General features: G+C 60.0%; 22 protein-coding genes and 1 tRNA gene. 9 read left to right on the top strand and 14 right to left on the bottom strand.

Annotation, left to right across the window (positions count from 1 at the left end; genetic code table 11):
- The first annotated feature begins 5 nt into the window (after window positions 1-5).
- Window positions 6-860 carry a mechanosensitive ion channel family protein gene (locus LHFGNBLO_RS10510; RefSeq protein WP_258606613.1) on the top strand — a complete coding sequence of 285 codons (855 nt, stop codon included), beginning with the start codon at window positions 6-8 and terminating at the stop codon, window positions 858-860.
- A 78-nt stretch (window positions 861-938) separates the two neighbouring features.
- Here LHFGNBLO_RS10510 and LHFGNBLO_RS10505 read toward each other — a convergent pair whose 3' ends face one another.
- The 5 genes from LHFGNBLO_RS10505 to obgE all read right to left on the bottom strand — a co-directional run bounded on the left by LHFGNBLO_RS10505 (window position 939) and on the right by obgE (window position 6,629).
- Complete coding sequence (locus tag LHFGNBLO_RS10505) at window positions 939-2,234, bottom strand: MFS transporter (RefSeq protein ID WP_258606612.1); 1,296 nt, start codon at window positions 2,232-2,234, stop codon at window positions 939-941.
- 68 nt (window positions 2,235-2,302) lie between these two features.
- Entirely contained in the window at window positions 2,303-2,890 is a 588-nt protein-coding gene (locus tag LHFGNBLO_RS10500) for a nicotinate-nucleotide adenylyltransferase (RefSeq protein ID WP_413774714.1), read from the bottom strand.
- A 251-nt stretch (window positions 2,891-3,141) separates the two neighbouring features.
- Window positions 3,142-4,428 carry a glutamate-5-semialdehyde dehydrogenase gene (locus LHFGNBLO_RS10495; RefSeq protein WP_258606610.1) on the bottom strand — a complete coding sequence of 429 codons (1,287 nt, stop codon included), beginning with the start codon at window positions 4,426-4,428 and terminating at the stop codon, window positions 3,142-3,144.
- 3 nt (window positions 4,429-4,431) lie between these two features.
- Window positions 4,432-5,595: a glutamate 5-kinase gene (gene proB / locus LHFGNBLO_RS10490; RefSeq protein ID WP_258606609.1), complete on the bottom strand. Its 1,164-nt coding sequence runs from the start codon at window positions 5,593-5,595 to the stop codon at window positions 4,432-4,434.
- Window positions 5,596-5,597: 2 nt separating this feature from the next.
- On the bottom strand, window positions 5,598-6,629 hold the full coding sequence (gene obgE, locus LHFGNBLO_RS10485) for a GTPase ObgE (RefSeq protein WP_258606608.1): 1,032 nt from the start codon (window positions 6,627-6,629) through the stop codon (window positions 5,598-5,600).
- 218 nt (window positions 6,630-6,847) lie between these two features.
- Here obgE and LHFGNBLO_RS10480 point away from each other — a divergent pair, with 218 nt between their 5' ends.
- On the top strand, window positions 6,848-7,711 hold the full coding sequence (locus tag LHFGNBLO_RS10480; RefSeq protein ID WP_258606607.1) for an endonuclease/exonuclease/phosphatase family protein: 864 nt from the start codon (window positions 6,848-6,850) through the stop codon (window positions 7,709-7,711).
- 195 nt (window positions 7,712-7,906) lie between these two features.
- Here the strand turns inward: LHFGNBLO_RS10480 and LHFGNBLO_RS10475 are convergent, their stop codons facing one another.
- The 3 genes from LHFGNBLO_RS10475 to LHFGNBLO_RS10465 all read right to left on the bottom strand — a co-directional run bounded on the left by LHFGNBLO_RS10475 (window position 7,907) and on the right by LHFGNBLO_RS10465 (window position 9,684).
- Window positions 7,907-8,494, bottom strand: coding sequence for a GNAT family N-acetyltransferase (locus LHFGNBLO_RS10475; protein WP_258606606.1), 588 nt, complete (start codon window positions 8,492-8,494; stop codon window positions 7,907-7,909).
- Between the two features lie 116 nt (window positions 8,495-8,610).
- Complete coding sequence (gene rpmA, locus LHFGNBLO_RS10470) at window positions 8,611-8,880, bottom strand: 50S ribosomal protein L27 (protein WP_258606605.1); 270 nt, start codon at window positions 8,878-8,880, stop codon at window positions 8,611-8,613.
- Between the two features lie 99 nt (window positions 8,881-8,979).
- On the bottom strand, window positions 8,980-9,684 hold the full coding sequence (locus LHFGNBLO_RS10465) for a 50S ribosomal protein L21 (RefSeq protein WP_258606604.1): 705 nt from the start codon (window positions 9,682-9,684) through the stop codon (window positions 8,980-8,982).
- Window positions 9,685-10,017: 333 nt separating this feature from the next.
- Here LHFGNBLO_RS10465 and LHFGNBLO_RS10460 point away from each other — a divergent pair.
- Both LHFGNBLO_RS10460 and LHFGNBLO_RS10455 read left to right on the top strand, forming a co-directional pair.
- Window positions 10,018-10,107: transfer RNA gene (locus tag LHFGNBLO_RS10460), tRNA-Ser, on the top strand.
- A gap of 171 nt (window positions 10,108-10,278) precedes the next feature.
- Complete coding sequence (locus LHFGNBLO_RS10455) at window positions 10,279-11,568, top strand: tyrosine-type recombinase/integrase (protein ID WP_258606603.1); 1,290 nt, start codon at window positions 10,279-10,281, stop codon at window positions 11,566-11,568.
- Between the two features lie 259 nt (window positions 11,569-11,827).
- On the opposite strand, the gene LHFGNBLO_RS10450 is transcribed toward LHFGNBLO_RS10455, so the two are convergent.
- The gene (locus tag LHFGNBLO_RS10450; RefSeq protein ID WP_258606602.1) at window positions 11,828-12,091 is read right to left on the bottom strand and encodes a hypothetical protein; all 264 of its coding nucleotides are present in this window, start codon (window positions 12,089-12,091) and stop codon (window positions 11,828-11,830) included.
- A gap of 16 nt (window positions 12,092-12,107) precedes the next feature.
- Window positions 12,108-12,329, bottom strand: a complete 222-nt coding sequence (locus LHFGNBLO_RS10445) for a hypothetical protein (protein ID WP_258606601.1) — start codon at window positions 12,327-12,329, stop codon at window positions 12,108-12,110.
- A gap of 109 nt (window positions 12,330-12,438) precedes the next feature.
- Here LHFGNBLO_RS10445 and LHFGNBLO_RS10440 point away from each other — a divergent pair, with 109 nt between their 5' ends.
- Genes LHFGNBLO_RS10440 through LHFGNBLO_RS10430 form a run of 3 tightly spaced genes read left to right on the top strand, consistent with a single transcriptional unit; the run spans window position 12,439 to window position 14,493 of the window.
- Window positions 12,439-12,609: a hypothetical protein gene (locus tag LHFGNBLO_RS10440; RefSeq protein WP_258606600.1), complete on the top strand. Its 171-nt coding sequence runs from the start codon at window positions 12,439-12,441 to the stop codon at window positions 12,607-12,609.
- Window positions 12,610-12,620: 11 nt separating this feature from the next.
- Window positions 12,621-13,379 (top strand): hypothetical protein, encoded by a 759-nt coding sequence (locus LHFGNBLO_RS10435; RefSeq protein ID WP_258606599.1) that lies wholly within the window; start codon window positions 12,621-12,623, stop codon window positions 13,377-13,379.
- Window positions 13,369-14,493 carry a pentapeptide repeat-containing protein gene (locus LHFGNBLO_RS10430; protein WP_258606598.1) on the top strand — a complete coding sequence of 375 codons (1,125 nt, stop codon included), beginning with the start codon at window positions 13,369-13,371 and terminating at the stop codon, window positions 14,491-14,493. Before LHFGNBLO_RS10435 ends, LHFGNBLO_RS10430 begins: the two co-directional genes overlap by 11 nt.
- 396 nt (window positions 14,494-14,889) lie before the next feature.
- On the opposite strand, the gene LHFGNBLO_RS10425 is transcribed toward LHFGNBLO_RS10430, so the two are convergent.
- The 3 genes from LHFGNBLO_RS10425 to LHFGNBLO_RS10415 are packed head-to-tail and all read right to left on the bottom strand — an operon-like array spanning window position 14,890 to window position 15,771.
- Window positions 14,890-15,390, bottom strand: coding sequence for a hypothetical protein (locus LHFGNBLO_RS10425; protein ID WP_258606597.1), 501 nt, complete (start codon window positions 15,388-15,390; stop codon window positions 14,890-14,892).
- Window positions 15,383-15,601, bottom strand: coding sequence for a hypothetical protein (locus tag LHFGNBLO_RS10420; RefSeq protein WP_258606596.1), 219 nt, complete (start codon window positions 15,599-15,601; stop codon window positions 15,383-15,385). Before LHFGNBLO_RS10420 ends, LHFGNBLO_RS10425 begins: the two co-directional genes overlap by 8 nt.
- A complete protein-coding gene (locus LHFGNBLO_RS10415) occupies window positions 15,598-15,771 on the bottom strand; it encodes a hypothetical protein (protein WP_258606595.1) in 174 nt (57 codons plus the stop codon). Before LHFGNBLO_RS10415 ends, LHFGNBLO_RS10420 begins: the two co-directional genes overlap by 4 nt.
- Before the next feature lie 299 nt (window positions 15,772-16,070).
- On the opposite strand from LHFGNBLO_RS10415, the gene LHFGNBLO_RS10410 reads away from it, so the two are divergent.
- A complete protein-coding gene (locus LHFGNBLO_RS10410; protein WP_258606594.1) occupies window positions 16,071-16,799 on the top strand; it encodes a hypothetical protein in 729 nt (242 codons plus the stop codon).
- Between the two features lie 296 nt (window positions 16,800-17,095).
- Here LHFGNBLO_RS10410 and LHFGNBLO_RS10405 read toward each other — a convergent pair whose 3' ends face one another.
- Window positions 17,096-17,656 (bottom strand): recombinase family protein, encoded by a 561-nt coding sequence (locus LHFGNBLO_RS10405; protein ID WP_258606593.1) that lies wholly within the window; start codon window positions 17,654-17,656, stop codon window positions 17,096-17,098.
- Window positions 17,657-18,104: 448 nt separating this feature from the next.
- Here LHFGNBLO_RS10405 and LHFGNBLO_RS10400 point away from each other — a divergent pair, with 448 nt between their 5' ends.
- The gene (locus tag LHFGNBLO_RS10400) at window positions 18,105-19,406 is read left to right on the top strand and encodes a hypothetical protein (protein WP_258606592.1); all 1,302 of its coding nucleotides are present in this window, start codon (window positions 18,105-18,107) and stop codon (window positions 19,404-19,406) included.
- Window positions 19,407-19,415: the final 9 nt, after the last annotated feature.

Below are 19,415 nucleotides of genomic sequence, written 5' to 3'. Positions count from 1 at the left end.
CAGACATGCCGATCGACCCCCAGAGCACTCTCCTCAGCGTGCAGGCCGCCCTTGCGCAACTCAGCACACTCATTGTTTCCTACTCCTTCTCGGCCATCGGCGCCGTCGTTCTTCTGGTTGGCGGCTATATAATCGCCGGCCTCGCCGAGCGCTCGATTTTCGCCGGCCTCGGCCATATCCATGGCTTCGACGCTACGCTCCGCCACTTCTTCTCGAAGATCGCCCGCTACACCATCCTGATTCTCGTCGTCATCATGGTGCTTGGCCAGTTCGGTGTGCAGACCGCCTCGATCATCGCCGCCATCGGGGCCATCGGCCTCGCCATCGGCCTGGCGCTGCAGGGCACGCTGCAGAACATTGCCGCCGGCATCATGCTCCTGGCGTTGCGGCCATTTCGCATCGGCGAATATGCCGAGGTGGGCGCCATTTCCGGAACGATCGAGGAAATAGGCTTGTTTGCCACCAGGCTGAGGACGGTCGACGGCGTCTATGTCCTCGCACCCAATTCCACCTTGTGGAACCAACCAGTCCGCAACTATTCGCGTAACGGCGTTCGCCGCAGCGACGTTACGCTGACCATTGGATCCTGGAACGATATCGATCTCGCGCAAAAGACGATGCTCGGCGTCGCCACCGACCGACGCGTCAAACGGGAGCCGGCGCCGATGGCCTTTGTGGCGACCGTCGGCGACAGCACCGTTGCCATCACCTTGCGCTACTGGACCTCGGCGGCAGATTTCTTCGCCACGCAGATCGATCTCACCAAACGCGCCAAGCAGGCCTTCGACGCCGAAGGCATATCTGTCCCCGCACCGCCGCCGGAAACGTCGCGGCAGGAGACTTCCACCACAAGACAATAGCCGAAACGACCAATTCCCAGTGCCGATCTAAAGCATGATCCCGAAAAGTGGGGGCCGGTTTTCGGAAAAGATCATGCTCTAAATGTCCGCACGGCGCGGCTCTTCCGGGGCGAAGGCAAGTTCCACCGGCAGCGGTGCTTGCGCCGTCATCGGCGCAAAGCTGCCGGTCTCGGCAGCGGGAACAGCCAGTGTGGTAGCCACCCGCCACAGCACGAACAGGCAAAAGGCGGCGGCGATGACGATTGCCACATAGATGAAGGCCTGCGTCCCGTAGATGGCGGAAAGCCCGGTGACGATGCCCGGCACGACGAAACCCGACAGCGACCAGGCAAACAGAAGCGAACTGGACAGCGCCACCATATCGTCCTTGCCGGCACGGTCGGCGGCATGCGCGCTGGCCAGCGAGTAGATCGATTCCGAGGCGCCGTCCCAGACCACATAGATCACCACCAGCGCCGCCAGCGTACTGCCGTCGAAGCCGATGGCCAACAGGCCTGCCGCAACCGCAAGCGCGGAAGCGGCGATCAGCACGTAGCGCCGATCGGTGCGGTCGGAAATCCAGCCGAGCGGAATCTGCAGGATCAGCGTGCCGACCGGCATCGCCGACAAGAGCAGCGCCACGTCGGCCTGGCTGTAACCCTTGGCCGTGGCATGGATCGGCGCGAAACCCGAAATCGCCATCGACAGGCCGCCGACGGCCAGCATGCCGGCGACGCCCACCGGCGAAATCCGCCAGGCCCGGCCGAGCGCGACGGATGCCGCTTGCGGCGCCGGCGGCTGCGCAAGTCTTGTCATTCCGACAGGAAGGATCGACAGCGCCGTGAAGGCGATGCCGACCAGCGGTGCCTCCGCCGTAGTGATGTCGATCAGCGCCAGCGTCGCATAGCCGACACCGAGTCCGGCGACATAGGCGACGTAGAAGAACGCCATGACCCTGCCGCGAATGGCGTTGGCGACGGCATCGTTCAACCAGCTTTGCGCCACGATGAAAAGACCGCAGATCGAGAAGCCGTAGAGCGCGCGGGCCGCAATCCACACGATGGGGTACGTCCCGGCGCCGACGACGGCGTTGGAGAGCGCGATCAATGCCGACAGCACCATGAACGCGCGGGCATGTCCAACCCTTCTGACGAGAGGCCCGGTCAGGATGCAGCCGGCAAGGCCGCCGGCCGAAAGCCCGGTGATGATCAACCCGGACCAGGTCGGATCGAATCCGGCGGCGCCGAGCCGGACCGGAATATAGGCGAACATCAGCCCGTTGCCGACGGCGATCAGCGCCATCGACACGATGACGCTGGCTATCGCGATCAGCGGCGTCGGCTGGTTGCCTGCTTCCGCGCCGGTTTCGAATTGGTCTTTCCTTGAAATCGCCATGCCTGGTCAGGATCGCTTACGAAATGGGCAAGCGCAGCCGCAAATGCGACATGGCCAGGCGGCTTGGCTCAGTCTTTTGCAGCTTTGCGGATGGCACTTGATGACAGCGACGAGCGCGGGCCGTGGATGAAGGTCCAGGCTGGCGCCTTCATGCGGGCAAGCCGCGGCGCATCGCCCTCGTCGATACGGGCGTAGTCGAAGGTCTTGGCCACGACCGACGACAGGAACGACAGCGTCGCCCCCGGACGGTCGATCACCGCGATCGGAAACGTCATCACGATCTGGCGCCAACGCTGCCAGCGGTGGAAGTCGCGCAGACTGTCGGCGCCCATGATCCAGACGAAGTCGACGCCGGGGTTGCGTGCCTTGACCAGCGCCAGCGTATCGGCGGTGAAACGGACATGGTGGGCGGCCTCGAAGGCGGAGACCTTGATTTTGGGGTTGCGGGCAATGCTCTCGGAAAGCTGCAGGCGCTCGGCCAGCGGCGCCAGCTCGCGCGTGCTCTTCAGCGGATTGCCCGGCGTTACCACCCACCACAGCTGGTCGAGCGCCAGACGCCTGAGCGCGATTTCGGCGACCAGCGCATGGCCGGCATGCGGCGGATTGAACGAGCCGCCGAACAGACCGACGGCCAGGCCTTTTTCAGCATGCGGCATCTTCAGGTAGTGGGCAGAAATGGCCGGCGGGGACGATGACAGCATGGTGCTAGTCGCCCCCCTCTGTCCTGCCGGACATCTCCCCCTCAAGGGGGGAGATTAGCAATTTCATTGACGGCACAAATACTGCGAAGCCCGTGATTGGCGAAATCGCAGGTGACGGCCGATCTCCCCCCTTGAGGGGGAGATGTCCGGCAGGACAGAGGGGGGTCGACGCGCGCAACGCCCTCAAGCTCGAACGACGAACAGCTTCAAGGCCTCACCTGCCCGGACCCGCGCACGCGGTATTTGAACGAAGTCAGTTGTTCGACGCCGACCGGCCCGCGCGCATGCATCTTGCCGGTGGCGATGCCGATCTCGGCGCCCATGCCGAATTCGCCGCCATCGGCGAACTGCGTCGAGGCGTTGTGCAACAGGATCGCCGAATCGATCTCGTTGAAGAAGCGTTCGACTGCATTTGCATCCTCAGCGACGATCGCCTCGGTGTGATGCGAGGAAAACGTCTCGATATGCTCGATCGCGCCGGCGACGCCGTCCACCAGCTTCACCGCGATGATGGCGTCGAGATATTCGGTCAACCAGTCGGCGTCGGTCGCCGGCTTTGCATCGAAAAACATCTTCAGCACTTCGGCATCGGCGTGGATCTCGCAGCCTGCCGCGCGCAGCGCGTCAAGGATCGGCACCAGATGTGTAGACGCGACGGCACGGTCGACCAGCAGAGTCTCGGCCGCGCCGCAGACACCGGTGCGCCGCATCTTGGCGTTGACGGCGATTTGCACCGCCATGTCGAGCTTGGCCGAGCGGTCGATGTAGAGATGGCAGATGCCTTCGAGATGGGCGAAGACCGGCACCCGTGCCTCGGTCTGCACACGCTCGACGAGGCTTTTTCCCCCACGCGGAATGATGACCTCGAGATTGCCGGAAAGCCCTTTCAGCATTTCGCCGACTGCGGCGCGATCGGTGGTCGGCACCAGCTGGATGGCATCTTCCGGCAGGCCGGCAACATTCAGCCCCTCGACCAGGCAGGCATGGATTGCGGCAGAAGAATTCAGCGAATCCGAGCCACCGCGCAGGATCACCGGATTGCCGGCCTTGAGGCAGAGTGCGCCGGCATCGGCCGTCACATTCGGCCGGCTCTCATAGATGACGCCGACGACACCGAGCGGCGTGCGCACGCGCTCGATATGCAGGCCGTTCGGCCGGTCCCATGCGGCGATCACGTCGCCGACCGGGTCGCGCAATGCGGCGATTTCGCTGACACCGTCGGCCATGGCGCGGATGCGGGCCGGGTTGAGCTTCAGCCGGTCCATGAACGAGGCGGACAGCCCCGACTTGTGGCCATTCGAGATATCGATGGCATTGGCGTCGAGAATGTCCTGCTCGCGGGCGATGATCGCCTGCGCCATGGCAATCAGCGCTGCGTTCTTGGCGGCGGTCGTGGCGACGGCCAGCGGTCGGGCGGCGGCACGCGCGCGGCGGCCGATATCGGCCATCAGCGCAGCGGTATCATCCCGGGATTTTTCATGCAGCTTCAGCATGGCTCATCCTCCGCTGGTTACTTGGTCACCAGCCAATACTTGGTCAGTAGGATGACTCACCACAAGATCATCGCGGTGGATCATCGCCGAACGCGCTTCGTAGCCAAGCACCGTTTCGATCTCGGTCGTCTTCAGGCCAGCGATCCTTACGGCATCGGCGGCATCGTAGGCAACCAGTCCGCGCGCGATCTCGCGGCCTTCGGGCGACAGGATCGCCACCGTATCGCCACGCGAAAAATTGCCGCTGACCAGTTTCACACCGGCCGGCAGCAGCGACTTGCCCGACAGCAACGCGCCGATCGCGCCGGCATCGACGGTCAGCCGCCCTGCCGGTTCGAGCTGCCCGGCGATCCACGTCTTGTAGCCCTTGACCGGATTGGCGCTCGGCCGGAAGAAGGTGGCGCGCTCGCCGCGCTCGATTGCCATCAGCGGCGACAGACGCGTACCGGCGGTGATGATCATGGCGGTGCCGGCAGCGGTGGCGATCTTCCCGGCATCGAGCTTTGTCCGCATGCCGCCGCGCGACAGCTCGGAAGCGGCAGCCCCCGCCATCGCTTCGATATCGGGCGTAATGCGGTCGACGATCGGAATGAATTTTGCGCCGGGGTCGCGCGCCGGCGGCGCGGTGTAGAGACCGTCGATATCGGAGAGCAGCACCAAAAGGTCGGCACCCATCATCGTCGCCACCCGCGCGGCCAGCCGATCGTTGTCGCCATAGCGGATTTCGGAGGTCGCCACCGTGTCGTTCTCGTTGATGACCGGCACCGCCTTCATCTTGAGCAAGGTGGAGATCGTCGCCCGCGCATTGAGGTAGCGTCGGCGCTCTTCGGTGTCGCCGAGCGTCAGCAGGATCTGGCCCGATTTCAGGCCGCCCTTGCCAAGCGCATCCGACCAGGCGCCGGCCAAAGCGATCTGCCCGACGGCGGCCGCCGCCTGGCTCTCCTCCAGCTTCAGCGCCCGCTTGCCGAGGCCGAGAATGGTGCGGCCAAGCGCGATGGCGCCGGAAGAGACGACAAGGATTTCAGCGCCGCCACCGGCCAGCACCGCAATATCGTCGGCGAGCGAGGCCAACCAGTCGCGCTTCAGGCCGCTCGTGCGGTCGACGAGCAGCGCCGAGCCGATCTTAACGGTGATGCGCCGGTATTTTTTCAGCGACTGCGCAACCATCGCTATCGGTCCCAGCGAGTCTCGACGGGAGTAGCCGTCGCATTGCGCGCTTCGGCCACCACCGACATCAACGCGCGCAACACCGCCTCGACACCCTCGCCCGTGACGGCCGAAAGCAGCATCGGCGCACGGCCGGCGGCGCGCTTCAGCGAGGCGACCTTCTTCTTGCGCGCATCGGCATCGAGGATGTCGACCTGGGAAAGGGCGACGATCTCGACCTTCTCGGTCAGCCCGTTGCCATAGGCATCGAGTTCGGCACGCACGGTCTTGTAGGCCTTGCCCGGATTTTCCTCCTGCGCCGAAACCAGGTGCAGCAGCACACGCGTGCGCTCGACATGGCCAAGGAAGCGGTCGCCGATACCGACGCCTTCATGCGCGCCTTCGATCAGGCCGGGAATGTCGGCGATGACGAATTCGCGCGCATCGATGCGGGCAACACCGAGGCCGGGATGCAGCGTGGTGAAGGGATAGTCGGCGATCTTCGGCTTGGCCGCGGTGACCGCCGCCAGAAAGGTCGACTTGCCGGCATTGGGCAAACCGACCAGGCCGGCATCGGCGATCAGCTTCAGCCTGAGCCAGACATTGAGCTCTTCGCCCGGCAGGCCGGGATTGGCGCGGCGCGGCGCCTGGTTGGTCGAAGTCTTGAAATGCTGGTTGCCGAAGCCGCCATTGCCGCCTTTGGCCAGTAGAAAGCGTTGGCCGACCACCGTCAGGTCGCAGATCAGCGTCTCATTGTCCTCGGCAAAGACCTGGGTTCCCGCCGGCACTTTCAGCGTCACGTCGGCACCCTTGGCGCCGGTCATATTGCGGCCCATGCCGTGGATGCCGGTCTTGGCCTTGAAATGCTGCTGGTAGCGATAGTCGATCAGCGTGTTCAGCCCATTGACGGCCTCCAGCCAGACATCGCCGCCACGTCCGCCATCGCCACCATCGGGCCCGCCGAACTCGATGAATTTTTCGCGCCGGAACGACACCGAACCGGCGCCGCCGTCGCCGGAGCGGATGTAGACCTTGGCTTGATCGAGAAATTTCATCGGATTTCGTAGTTTCTCTATTGGCCTTGCGGCATTGCTCTAAACCTTCGGCACTGCTCTAAACCAAGGTGGGGCGAAGGGCGAGGCCGTTTTGCGGCGGCAGCCCTGTGTGTTCGTTCGGGCCATGATGCCGACAAGTGGAAACCGGAAAAGATCATGGTCGAGAAGATACGCGCAAAGGACGCTGTAACACCTTGCCGGGCCGGGGAGATGGCGGAATGAGGGTTGTAACCTACAACATCCAATACGGCATCGGCCTCGACGGGCAATACGACGTCGGCCGCATCACTGACGCCGTGCGCGGCGCCGACGTGATCGCGCTGCAGGAGGTTACGCGCAACAACCCCAGGAACGGCAACCGCGACATGGTGGCCGAGCTCGTCGAGGCCCTGCCTGAATATTTCGCCGCCTATGGCAGCAATTTCGAGGTCAATGTCGGCTCGCGCATCGAGAACGGCCGGGCTCTCACGACAACCTTCCAGCTCGGCAACATGGTGCTGTCGAAAACTCCCATTCATCTATCGCGCAATCTGCTTTTGCCGCGCAGCCGCAGTTTCGAGGCGATGAACTTCCAGCGTGGCGCGCTGGAAGCGCTGATCGAGACGCCGCTCGGTTTCATCCGCTTCTACTCCACTCATCTCGACCATCGCAGCCCGGTCGAACGCACCAGCCAGATCCGATTTCTGCGCCAGCGCCTGTTGAACTATGCTCTCGAGGGAGGCGGTCTCTCAGGCATTCCCGAGATCGGTTTGCCGGACCTGCCCTATCCCGAAGCCTTCATCGTCCTGGGCGATTTCAACATGCTGCCCGGATCGCCCGAATATGTCGAACTCGCCGGCCGCCCGGATCATGAGTTCGGCATGCCGCTCACCGCCGATCTCGCCGTCGACGCCGCCCAGCGCCTCGACACACCCGATCTCGTCACCTGGGTCGATCCCAAACAACCCGACGATGTCAGCCGCCACAAACGCATCGACTATGTCTTTACCTCAGCCTCGCTCGCCGGATCGCTGAAGCGTCTGTGGGTCGACCGGCAAGCAGTCGGCTCGGACCACTTGCCGGTCTGGCTCGAGACCGCCTGACCCCGAGTTTGGTCCGCAATCTTTTTCGAACCTTTGACTAAAAGCTCAGCGTCGAGGTGTGTTGAGATTCAGGTCAAGCCGAGTCGAGAATGGTGGTTTCCGAGAACCGGAGCGGAGCGTACTTTTCGTACGTGAGCACCGGAAGCGCAGGAAACCGCCATTCGCAGGCCGGCATCACCTGAATATCGACACGCCTTAGAAGTGGACCCAGTTCCGCAGGCTGGTCCAGGTCTTGCGATCGAGACGGTAGCGCTCGACCGGCACCTGGCCGGCGACGATCGAGTTCAGCATGCCCTGGCCGGCATACTGGAAGCCGCATTTGTGGATGACGCGGCGCGAGGCCGGGTTGATGACCCGCGTCGAGGCATGCAGCACCTGGATCGTCGTCTTCTGGAAGGCGAGGTCGACCAGCGCGTGCGCGGCTTCCGTCGCATAGCCACGCTTCCAGTAGGGCTCGCCGATCCAGTAACCGAGCTCCAGCCCGCGATCGGTGGTGTTGAGGCCGGCGCAGCCGACGAAGACCTCGGTGCCGGCCAGCGTCAACGCATAGGCAATTCCCGCCCGGCGCGAAGCCGTCATGGCAAGAAAGGCGCGCGCCTCGGCCTCGCCATAGGGGTGCGGCATGCGGGCCAGCATTTCGGCGACATGCCGGTTGTCGGCGAGTGCGGCCAGTTGCTCGATATCGCTTTCGCGCGGCGCCCGCATCGCCAGCCGCTCGGTCGCCAGCACCGGGCAATCTATCGCGTAACTTTCGTCGTCTGTGTCTTCCGCTTCGGCAACCATGTCAGTCCTCCAGGCAAGAAAAAGGGGAGATGGAAACCCATCTCCCCTGATCCATTTCCTGGCTTGGCCAGACACCGGTTCCCGAGATGGGTGCCGGTGTTCTCGTACGGAACCGGCTACTCCGCTGCTTTCGTCATCGGGTTCACCGAGACGTAGGTTCGGCCGTTGGCTTTTTTGTTGAAGGTGACTGCGCCTGATTCGAGCGCAAAAAGGGTGTGATCCGTGCCCATGCCGACATTGACGCCGGGATGCCACGTGGTGCCGCGCTGACGAATAATGATGTTGCCCGGGATCACGGCTTCGCCGCCGAACTTCTTCACGCCGAGACGCTTGGAATGCGAGTCGCGACCATTGCGCGACGAACCGCCAGCTTTCTTGTGTGCCATCTAACTAACTCCGATGCGCCGCAAGGCGCTTGAATGGTCTTATGAACGCGTTCGCGTTCCGTTTCAAGTCGGATCCGGCGACGATTGCGCCGGATAATCTTACTTCTTCGCCAGTTCCTTGGCCTGCTCGCGCCAGTCCTTGATCTGCTCGGCGCTGAACGGCATGTGCTCGTCGATCTTGGCCACATCCTTGTCCGACAGCTTGGCGAGCTGCGCGAAGGTGATGATGCCCTGCTCGGCAAGATCCTTGGCGGCGACCGGGCCGATGCCCTTGATCACGGTCAGGTCGTCCGGCTCGCCCTTCGGCGCCTTGAACAGCGGCGCGGCGACGGCTTCAGCGGCCTTGGCCTCTGCCTTCGGGGCAGCCTCTGCCTTGGCTTCCTTCTTGGCCTTGGCCTCCTTCGGTGCAGCCTCGGCCTTCGCCTCGGGGGCAACCTCTGCCTTGGCCTTCGCCTCGGCCTTTACGGCCGCCTTCTTCGTCGGCTTGGCGCCAGCCAGCAGGATCTCGGCGATCCGCACGGTGGTCAAAAGCTGGCGATGGCCGATCTTGCGGCGCGAATTCTGCCGGCGACGCTTCTTGAAAGCGATGACGGTGCGGTTCTTGCCCTGCTCGACGACCTCGGCGGTGACCATCGCACCGTCGACGAACGGCGCGCCGAACGTGACATTCTCGCCCTCGCCATGCGCGAGCACGTGGCCGATTTCGACGATATCGCCGACCTGGGCTTCGACTTTTTCGATCTTCAGGAGATCGTTGGCGGCAACGCGATACTGCTTGCCACCCGTTTTAATGACTGCGAACATTTTTTGCCTTTCGCTGTTCGGTCGGCCTTGATGAACCGCTTCACGCGGTTCGGCCGTCTTTTTGTCAGTCTGCGGGTTCAAAAAACAAGCGGCGCGGAAGAACCCTCCACGCCGATTGCGCGCTGTCCCTAACCGAAGGTTCGTTGCAAGTCAAGGCAAACGGCCCGATTCCTTGCCTTGGCCGATTGGCCGGCATCGCCTGTCGAGGACGGGACGGCGTCAATCCCGGCAAGACCCTCGCAGCAAGCTGAATTTCCCGGCGGATTGGCCTTGTAACCTGCCCGCCCAGCCGTTATCTAATGCGCCGCGCCGGCAACGGCGGACCATGACCGCGGAGAGGTGGCAGAGTGGTCGAATGCACCGCACTCGAAATGCGGCATGGGTGCAAGCCCATCGGGGGTTCGAATCCCTCCCTCTCCGCCACATTTTGACCGCTAGTCTGACTCTCAACCTTTTGAAAAGACTGCCTTTATCGCCTGTAAGGCTGCAAGGTTCCGGTAACCAATTCGGGATTCTGCTCTGATTTTTGCTCTGGAAATTGCTATGGTCTCTGGCGGAGACGTGGTATTTCCGGTGCAGAGTCAGGAGTTCAGCATGGGTAAGCAGATAAAGCTAAAGCGGCGCGGCAAGGGCGGCATGCTGTACATGGTTAGGCACGTCCCGGTTGATTACAGAGGCGTCGAACCGCGCAAGGAGATTTGGGTCCCACTCAGCACGGATTCGGAAAGCCATGCGCAGCAAAAGGCGGCCCAGGTTTGGGAAAAGACCATTGCTGGCTGGGAGGCCAAAAAGGCCGGTGATACCGCCGATGCCGAGAAGGCATTTGAGGCCGCACAGAATTTGGCAAAGGCGCGAGGCTACCGCTGGCTGACGGCCGGCGAAGTCGCCAAACTCCCACGGGAGGAACTGCTACAGCGCGTTGAGGCCGTCTCGGTTCGCAAAGGTGAACCGGACAAGCTGGAGGCTGCGGCGCTGCTTGGTGGCGCTAAGGAGCCTCCGATCACGGTCACGCGGGCTTTGGCACTCTATTGGGAACTTGCGGCCGAAAACACACGTGGAATGAGCGAAGATCAGATTCGGCGGTGGAAGAATCCGCGCATCAAGGCGATCGGCAATTTCGTCGCCGTGGTCGGTGACAAGGTGCTTGCTGATATCACCCGGGACCATATGCTGGACTTTCGTGATTGGTGGTCGAAGCGCCTCGCCAAGGAAGAACTGACTCCGAATAGCGCAAACAAGGACATCGGCTATGTCGAATCGACCCTTCGGCTGGTCGAGGAAAAGAAGCGGCTTGGTCTGGCGCTCCCGCTCGGCAAGCTGACGTTCAAGGAGGATGACGACAAGACCCGCCCGCCATTCTCGGATAAGTGGATCAAGGGAAAGCTCCTAGAATCGGGCGCTCTCGATGGCCTCAATGCAGAAGCCAGGGCCGTCATCCATGCCATGGTGAACACCGGGGCGAGGCCGTCTGAGATCGTCGGGTTGCTCCCGCATCATATCCGCCTCGATGCCAATGTACCTCACATTGAAATCAAGGCCGAAGGAAAGAAGACCAAGAACAAAGACTCGAAGCGGACCATTCCACTGGTAGGGGTCAGTCTGGAGGCATTGCGGGCGTTCCCCGAAGGCTTTCCGACATATCGATTCAAGGACAAAATCAGCGACACCGTGAACAAGTTTCTCCGGGAAAACGAGTTGCTGGAGACAGCGGACCACTCGCTCTACTCGCTTCGCCACAGCTTTGAAGACCGAATGCTGCGTGCCAAGATCGACGAACGTATCCGCCGCGATCTGATGGGGCACAGCCTAGGCGGACGGCAACGTTATGGCGAGGGCGGCTCGCTAGAACATGCGGCGGAGCTTCTGGAGGCGATTGCCTACTAGGCGCGCCTCCAGACGCGGTGAGTTCCATGGATGTCCGATAGGCGCATAGGAAAAGTCGCGCGCCTCAAGCTCGCGACCAAGACGCGTTTCCAGACAACCGATGCACAGGAAACCCTCCTTCATCCCGCCTTTCGCCCAGAGCCGGTTGCGGACCATGTACCACTCCCAGCGGCCTTTGTGGCGACAGCCGCGCTTGCCAGTGCAGGGAGTAGTATCGCACCCGCAATCGGTACAAATGCTGCTCATCTCGTGGCCGGCTTTACAAGCCGAGATTCCGAGCCCCGCCCTCGTGAAAGGCGTCCATATACCGCCCGACAAAGCGGTGCATCCAATGAAGGTCAATCCCATACCTGTCTTCCACCGCTGCGAGCGCTTTAAGCTGGTTTGGCGTAACCTGTCTTCCGTTTCCTCGCTTCTCCATGGCCATATAGAGGGCGATACTATCGAGCTTGGTTTTCAGATCGACTATCTGGGCTCTCAGATGGGCAATCTCACCGGGTTCGCCGGGCGTCTTTGCAGTCATAAAATGCTCCTTTGGGTCAGGTTGTGTGGATGGGAATCCGGGCGGCGGCAATCGCCCTCGCCTTCGCGATGGGATCGCCGCTAATCAGCTTGGCTTCCGTGGTGGCGATTTCAGCCTCCAGCCTGTCGAAGATCGGGAGATAGACCGGGTCTGCGATTACCAGTTTTGCAACGGTCGAATGGGCTTTGCGGAGTCGGGCCAAGGTTCGGTCGGCATTGCTGTTGAGATTCGCGCGCAACTGCTTCGCCGGCAGGAATGCCAGCGGGAGACGGTAGGACGTTTGAACATGAGTACCCATACGCAACGGCTGCGCTTAGCGAAGTGCACAGTGTGCGTCAAGTTGTAAAATGGAAATTGCCTTGTTGTTTCAAATAGTTACGCAGCAGAATGCGAGGTCCATATCTAAGGCGCTTGTGTTGGTGGAAGGCAAGGCACTGGAAACCGGCTGGCTGCTGGTCAAGCGCCTGCGTGTGGTATCATGCGTCGATGCATTGCAGTTGATTCTTTGTCGCGCGTGAAGCGAGGACCTGTGAAGTTCAAATCGGAGCATGACAACCCTCTTCCCGATCTGGTGGAGTTGAAGACCAAGGTCTCGCCGAAAGAAGGCGACGATCACGCCCATGATCTTCTTGTCGAGCTGCGCGTGCACCCGTTCGAAATCGAAGAGACGATCGGATTTATTGCGGTTGAGATTTCCGAAGCGGTGCTGTCGGTTCAATTCACAGGGCTGGAGGTCGTGCCCCGGACGAAGCTGGGCAACCCCGTGATGGCAACGAAGGTCCGACAGGAAGTACAGCGCGAGCGGTCTGTAACGCAGACGGTAGACACCGAGAAAAACCGCTCAGCTAGCGCTTCAGGCGGTGCATCCATGACCGGCATCGACGGCAAGGTTGAGGGCAGTCGCGATTCCACCGAAAAGTCTGGTCAGTCGGTCGGCGAAAAGACGACCAGTACGGACGTGATCGAACGCCATCAGGTCAAGGCGATCGGCAACGACAACTGGAAGATCACCGGCGCGCCTCTGGACGGAGTGTATATCGATCATGAGCCATTGTGCGAGGTGACACCTGTTGCAGGCAAAAACCGCGTTGGTGTCGAAGCCGAACTTGTCGTCAAGCAAAAGCACGTGAAGGCCGAACTGATTACGGGCGGGGTCTGGTTTTCGTCCGTCAATCAAAAGAAAATTGCAAAAGTGCTTATAGCAAAGAGCCTTCACGCGGCGGGGTCCGACAAGCCGTTTGAGGGCAAGTTCGTATTCGGGAAGTCGCAGAGTTTCGATGAAGGATAGCCCATATCTCACTGGCATCCTTTCTGAGAGCCAAGTTGCCGCCCTTCAGTCCGTTGCCAAGGCTTCTGAAGCGCCCTTCGAACAAATGGTAAAGCTCGGAGGTCTGCAACCATCCCGTGACTTGCGGTTCGCCGATCTGCAAGGCGTCAACATCAGCGACTCCGATATCAGAGGTTTTGATTTCACTGGAGCCGATCTACGCGACTGCGTTGGCGTACGCTTCAAAATGGACAGCACAACCATTCTTGATGGCGCAGAATTGTCTGGGTCCATCTTCGCTGCCAAAGCCCGGCTGAATACCTATTTCGAATCCGACGAGCGCGCGCGAAAATTATTGACGACCGTCGCTCGCGGTGGATGGGTGGAGCAGATTGAATGGGCAGGCAAGAACCTGAGCAGTTCTGGAAAATACCACGATGTTGCGGTGCCGATCGTTGAAGAGCTTTTCTATCGAGCCGTCGACCCGTTCCTTAAGGCCGAACTTATGCGCTATGTCGCTCCGCGGCTTGGAAGCGACAAAGCGCTGCGGGAGATGCTTTTTGCGGCAATTTCGGACCAGCCTGACACGGTTACACTAGTCCGATCTGCGGCCAGTTTGCTGAAACGACATGGCATGGCGAGCGATACATCTGTTCGCCAAATCATGCTTTCATTGGTCGATTCTCCGAACAATGGCGTTCGCGAGAAAGCGGTTCAATTCATCATGCGTTCTCGGCCGGCTGCGAGCGAAATCGATTTGATAAGAGAGAAAGCCAAGGCCGGCGACAATCACTTCGGAGGGCTTTTTGTAGCCGAGACGGCGAGGCGGCTCGGTGACGATTATGATCTTGTAACGCGCGACCCAGGGAGCAACGCTACGTTCCCGCTCGGCACAATGATATCATCTCAAATCCGTTATCTGATTGCGCGGCGGTGGTTGCGTGCAGAATCGAGCCAAAACGAACAGAGCTTGTCGCTGGTACAGCGACGGGGCGGGCTGAATTACGCTAATACAAAAAAGATCGAAGAAAGAGCGCTGCGAGTGCAAGCCATGTGGGACAGATTGGCTGAACACGGCATTCATTTTCAACTCTTCCACGAGCCGATTGAAACAAGCCTGACGTTGAAGCACTAGATCAAAGCTTGACAGGTTTGCGGGTGCGTTTTCCCGGTCTCCGGAAGAAAAACGGCCGGCATCGCGTGCGAGTGCGATGCCAGCCAGTTTGCCGAAGCTTGCCTAACAGGGTTCCGGATTGGTTCGCCCGGCACAACGGCGTGGAACATCGGAATGCCGGGCTACCCGCCCCTGCGGACAGGCTTGGGGTTCGAATAGGTTGGCAGCCGACCCAGAAGGGAGAAAGCCGGCTGCCCGCGTCGTCACCGTCCCTGCACGGCAACTTGGCGTTCTCTGACTATGCGCTTGGCAGCCTGTCGGGCAGTACGGGGCGCGTGCCTGGGGGCGGTCGTCGTGGCGGCTTACGTGCCGGGCATGGAGTTACCGGCGCGACCGGTAATCCGGGGGTGAGGATGATCATTTCAGGTAGGGCCGGAGGTACAATTCAGCGTCCGCCATCTCCTGGCGGTCGGACAGAGTGGAATAGCCAGCGAGTCCTTTTTTCGCGCGCTGGAGGCGGTTGTCGAGTTCGACGCGAAGTTCCGGACGGAGGCCTTCCACCTTGGCAGGGTCCAATGCAGAGCCGGGACCAATCGGCCGCGCGGGTAGCGGTGCCGGTGGAGGGTTTGAATCGGACGCTTCGGCCGGCTCTCGTTCTGATTCAGAGGTCTTTCGAAAAGCCTCGCTTCCCAGCCACTCGTAGTTCTCAATATCGAGCGCGGATGCAAGCTGATCCCGCGTGCGACCGCCTAGGTATCTCTTCTGTTCGTAGGTCTCCGGGATCGGGTCAGGCTCGACTACTTCGTCGGGAATAGCTCCAGCGTGAGCCCAGTCAAGCCGCGTTTGAGGTTCAAGCGACTGGAGGTCCCTGCCCATTCTGACGCGCGCCTGCGCTTGGTTTTCACTCTGATCAGTCACGGTTGAAAATCTCCCTTTCAAGGGCAGCGGCCCGGCTCTTCGCGGAAAAAGCGAAATCGACGCACTCCCGTACAATGGTGGCCTCGCTCACCGATCTGGCCTTGGCTTCGGCTTTGATCAATTCTCTCAAACGGACCGGATATGAGGTTGCTAGGCGTGTTTCGTCGGCTGACTCACCGACGCGGACTCCGGGCTCACGATACTTGCTCATCGTGCGCCCCCTTGTTCAGGGATGCGTTTGCGCTGGGCGAAGTCGGCTTCGGCTGCACGTTGGACCACCTCGCGCAGCACCGATGAAACTGATCTTTGTTCTGAGGTCGCTCTGGCTGTCAGCCATGCAAGCTGGATTCGCTCCAGCGAAATGTTGATGCCCACCTTCATGGGGTTGTACCTTTATCTGTGGAGGAGAACCAAAGGATCGCGCCCCGCGAATGCCTTCAGTGAACCGAATATTACCACGATATAAACGAAAATGTCAAGAAAAACTGGTTCGTGGCCCACAACGACCGACTCATCTACTGAGTCAGTTCTGTTATCTGGACTCAACAGGTATGATCTATTGTTCCCCGTTTCTGCGTCGGTACCGGCTTGGGTCCCGTGGCTATCGCTCGCATCGAGCTTGCGGCAGATTAGGTCGTAGCGGTCCAATGGCCGCTGTTTGGCGGAGGCACCTAAAGGCAATGAGCAGAGCAAGTGTGAAGGTGCCACAGGGCTGGGGCGATGACGCCCTTACCGAATACCTTGATGAATATCGAGGCAACCAATACGCCACGTTCAACAACAAGCGTGCTGCCGTTGCCGATCTGATTAAGATCGATGCCCTGTTCAAGCAGCTACTGGACGGCCCGGTGAACCCTCGCCCGATGGCACCAATGGGGTTTTTCATGCGGGCGCACTCCGCATACCGCGCGGCGGCTGGAGCCGTGATGGCCGGTCAACTGTACGAGGCACAGGGGCTATTAAGGCTTTGCCTCGAACACGGTGCCTACGGCTTCTACATCGGCAGCGACAACGCCCGCTGGACCCGATGGCTGACTCGCAGCGATAGTGAAGCCGCGAAAAAGGTGGTCCGAAATGAGTTCACCGAAAGCAAGATCAGAAAACAGATCGCAGCAACTTCGGCCAAACTCGCGCAGCACTTTGGCACACTTTACGAAACACTGATCGACTTCGGCGCGCATCCGAATGAGCAGGGTTTCTCGTTGAGCACCAGTATCCGAAGAGTAGATGGAAACGTCCATCTCGATACGATCTATCTGCACGGCGACGGCCTGCCCCTTGACCTTGCGTTGAAGACCACAGCGCAGGTCGGCCTATGGGTGCTGCACATCGCGCAACTCCTCTATGCGGCAAGGTTCAAGCTGCTCGGAATCGAAACTGAATTGGCTGCGCTGCGTCAACGCTACTGAGGCGGTCAGAAGTTGAGCGCAGAGTGAATCACCCTGCGTGATTTAGGAATCGCATTCCTACATCATGAGGGAGAAACACCGGGCCGGGTAGGAACTACGGCATGGGTCCCCGATCGACCCTTTCGCAGAGCGTCGGCAAAAAAAAGGCGAAGCTTGCGCTTCGCCTTTTGGACCTGTGAGGCTGTTGCACGGCGTCGATTGCTGGAGCTAACCGATGTGGCATAGCAGCCAGTACAAGCCGAACCAGAAAACCAGTCGCATTGCTGCCGGGATAACGGGCATGTGGAGCCCCAGTCTTACGAGAGACGCAATGCGCGGTACACGCTGCGTTCGCTGATTTGCAGCCGAGCCGCAATGGCAGGCCGTGTCAGTCCTTCGGCGTCCAACTTGGTGATCGTATCGCACTTGCTCATGGCAGTCGGCTTGCGGCCCTTGTACTTGCCGTCGCGCCTGGCCTTCTCGATGCCGGCTTTTTGCCTTTCGAGCATCATTCCGCGCTCAAATTCGGCAAATCCTCCCATGAGCGTGAGCATGAGCTTACCGGTAGGCGTCCGCGTATCGATGCTGTCACCCTTGTTGAAGTCGAGGATCATGAGCGCAACACCGCGCTGCTCCAACTCCTCCACAATATTGAGCAGCTTTCCGATGCTCCTCGCAAGACGGTCAGCCTTGCAGACGGTCAGGATGTCCCCTTCCTCCAGTCGCTCCATGAGGCGATCGAACTGTTCCCTATGGCCAACGGCCGATGCGTGCTCCCGGTAGACCTTGCGACATCCGACCGCTTCCAAGGTCTTTACCTGCTCCTCCAGACCGGCTACCTGCTCAGCCGAAGACGTTCTTGCGTAACCCCACTGCATAGTTTAACTCCAGAACTGACAGGTGACTTTAAAGTACCTGACAAAACACTATCATGACAAAATATAAATACAACTCTATTGGCACGGATTCTCTGGCTTTGGTTAAGGGTATTTGGTATGACACTAGGGCCTGCTCTATTGGCAGATGCAGGGCCGCGTGATGCGCTGTACCGGGGTCCCTTGCTGTCCTCGGTCGAAATTTGGGAACTCGGAGCCGGCTCTAGTGTCGAGTCCTTGCGGGTAGGTCGTACGATGTCACAGAATTACATCACCTGATATATCAGATACATTTCGCGCCGCCCGCCGCGTGTGACCGTCGATTGCGGTTCTGGCTTGTGCCCGCGCACGGATCGTCGAGGCTCACCAATCCGTTTCTAAATCGCGCGATAAGTTTCGATGCCTTAATACCGACGTTGCAAACGCTCCTTCTGTGCCACAAAGATCGAACATGTCAGAATTACCCTCAGGTCCACATTCGTTCTATGAAGGTCGCCCAAAGGGGCCAGTCGATCTCGATAGCGTAGTCACTTGTATCGAAATTGATGGCAAACCTGCCAACCAACCAACGGCCCGTGTCCGCCTTGATGAAGGTTTGCGGGTACTCGTGGATTGGGCTGAAAAAATAGAGAATCCGGACTTCAACGTGATCGACAAGGACGTGCGCATCACTTTCGGGACCAGCGATCCGATCGAATTCTTCCTCACCAACCATCAGATGAACTTCGACAATCAAGAAGCGAAATTTGAAGCCGAGCCAACAAGAGAACCGGCACTGCTCTCTGGAAAGCCGTCCGATGGGGCTTTCGGTTTAATAGTGAACGGGCCAAGGCTCAACATTCCAAGGCAAGATGGCCTGACGTTCAAGAATGAAAATTTGAACGTGACCCTACACGCCTTCGACCACACGCATGCGCTCTATCAAGGGCGCGCACGGCTGCATATAGCGCAAGCAATAACGCACCATTTCTCAGCTAGTACGGCAGACGGCAAGCCGATGGACGGCTCAACCATGTTCGATCACGTCGGTCGGCTGGTCGCTTTTCTGGGCTTTGTGAAGGGTACTCGAATAGGGTTTGGGCAAGTACAGGGGAACCCGGAAATCAACGCTGATAGCTACCGGCTCCTGGGCTTCACAAAGCACGATCGGTTCGACTCCCCTGTGAACTGGTTTTATCGATCGTTGACGGCGGCCCTACCCGCACTTTTCGAAGGCTATGTCCGTCGCATCGCGACAACAGAAGGAAAGCGTACCCTTGGCCGAGCGATGCAGTATTACAAGGCTGGAAACTACACCAAGACCGATGCAACCGAAATCGCACTCCTAATGTCGGCTGCTGGCTTGGAGACAATGGCCTATCACGTCCTTTGTACGGAAGGAGGTTGGTCGAAGGCGCTGTTCAAGAATGCGACACTTGCCGATAAACTCCGAGCCTGCACCCGGCTTATGAAAATTACGGGTGATCCCACCGAAAAATCCGATGCCCTGAAAAAGATAGTGAAAGCGAAGAGTAGCGAGAAATATGACGGGTTCACGCTCCTTGCCGATTTTCGAAACGGCCTAACTCATGCGGGAGATTTTAGCTATACGGGAGAGGAACTGGGACACGCGTGGTTTGCGACACAATGGCTGTTGGAAGTCATGATTTTGACCTTCCTCGGATACACCGGCAAATATCAAGATAGGCGAAAGCAGCTAGGGGGTTGGGCAGGTGCCCAAGATGACTTGCCTATCGAGAAAAATAACGAGTGAGACACATAC

Source organism: Mesorhizobium sp. AR10 (assembly GCF_024746795.1).
Taxonomy (GTDB): domain Bacteria; phylum Pseudomonadota; class Alphaproteobacteria; order Rhizobiales; family Rhizobiaceae; genus Mesorhizobium.
The sequence above is the reverse complement of the archived record's forward strand: the minus strand, read 5'-3'. Positions and strand labels throughout refer to the sequence as shown.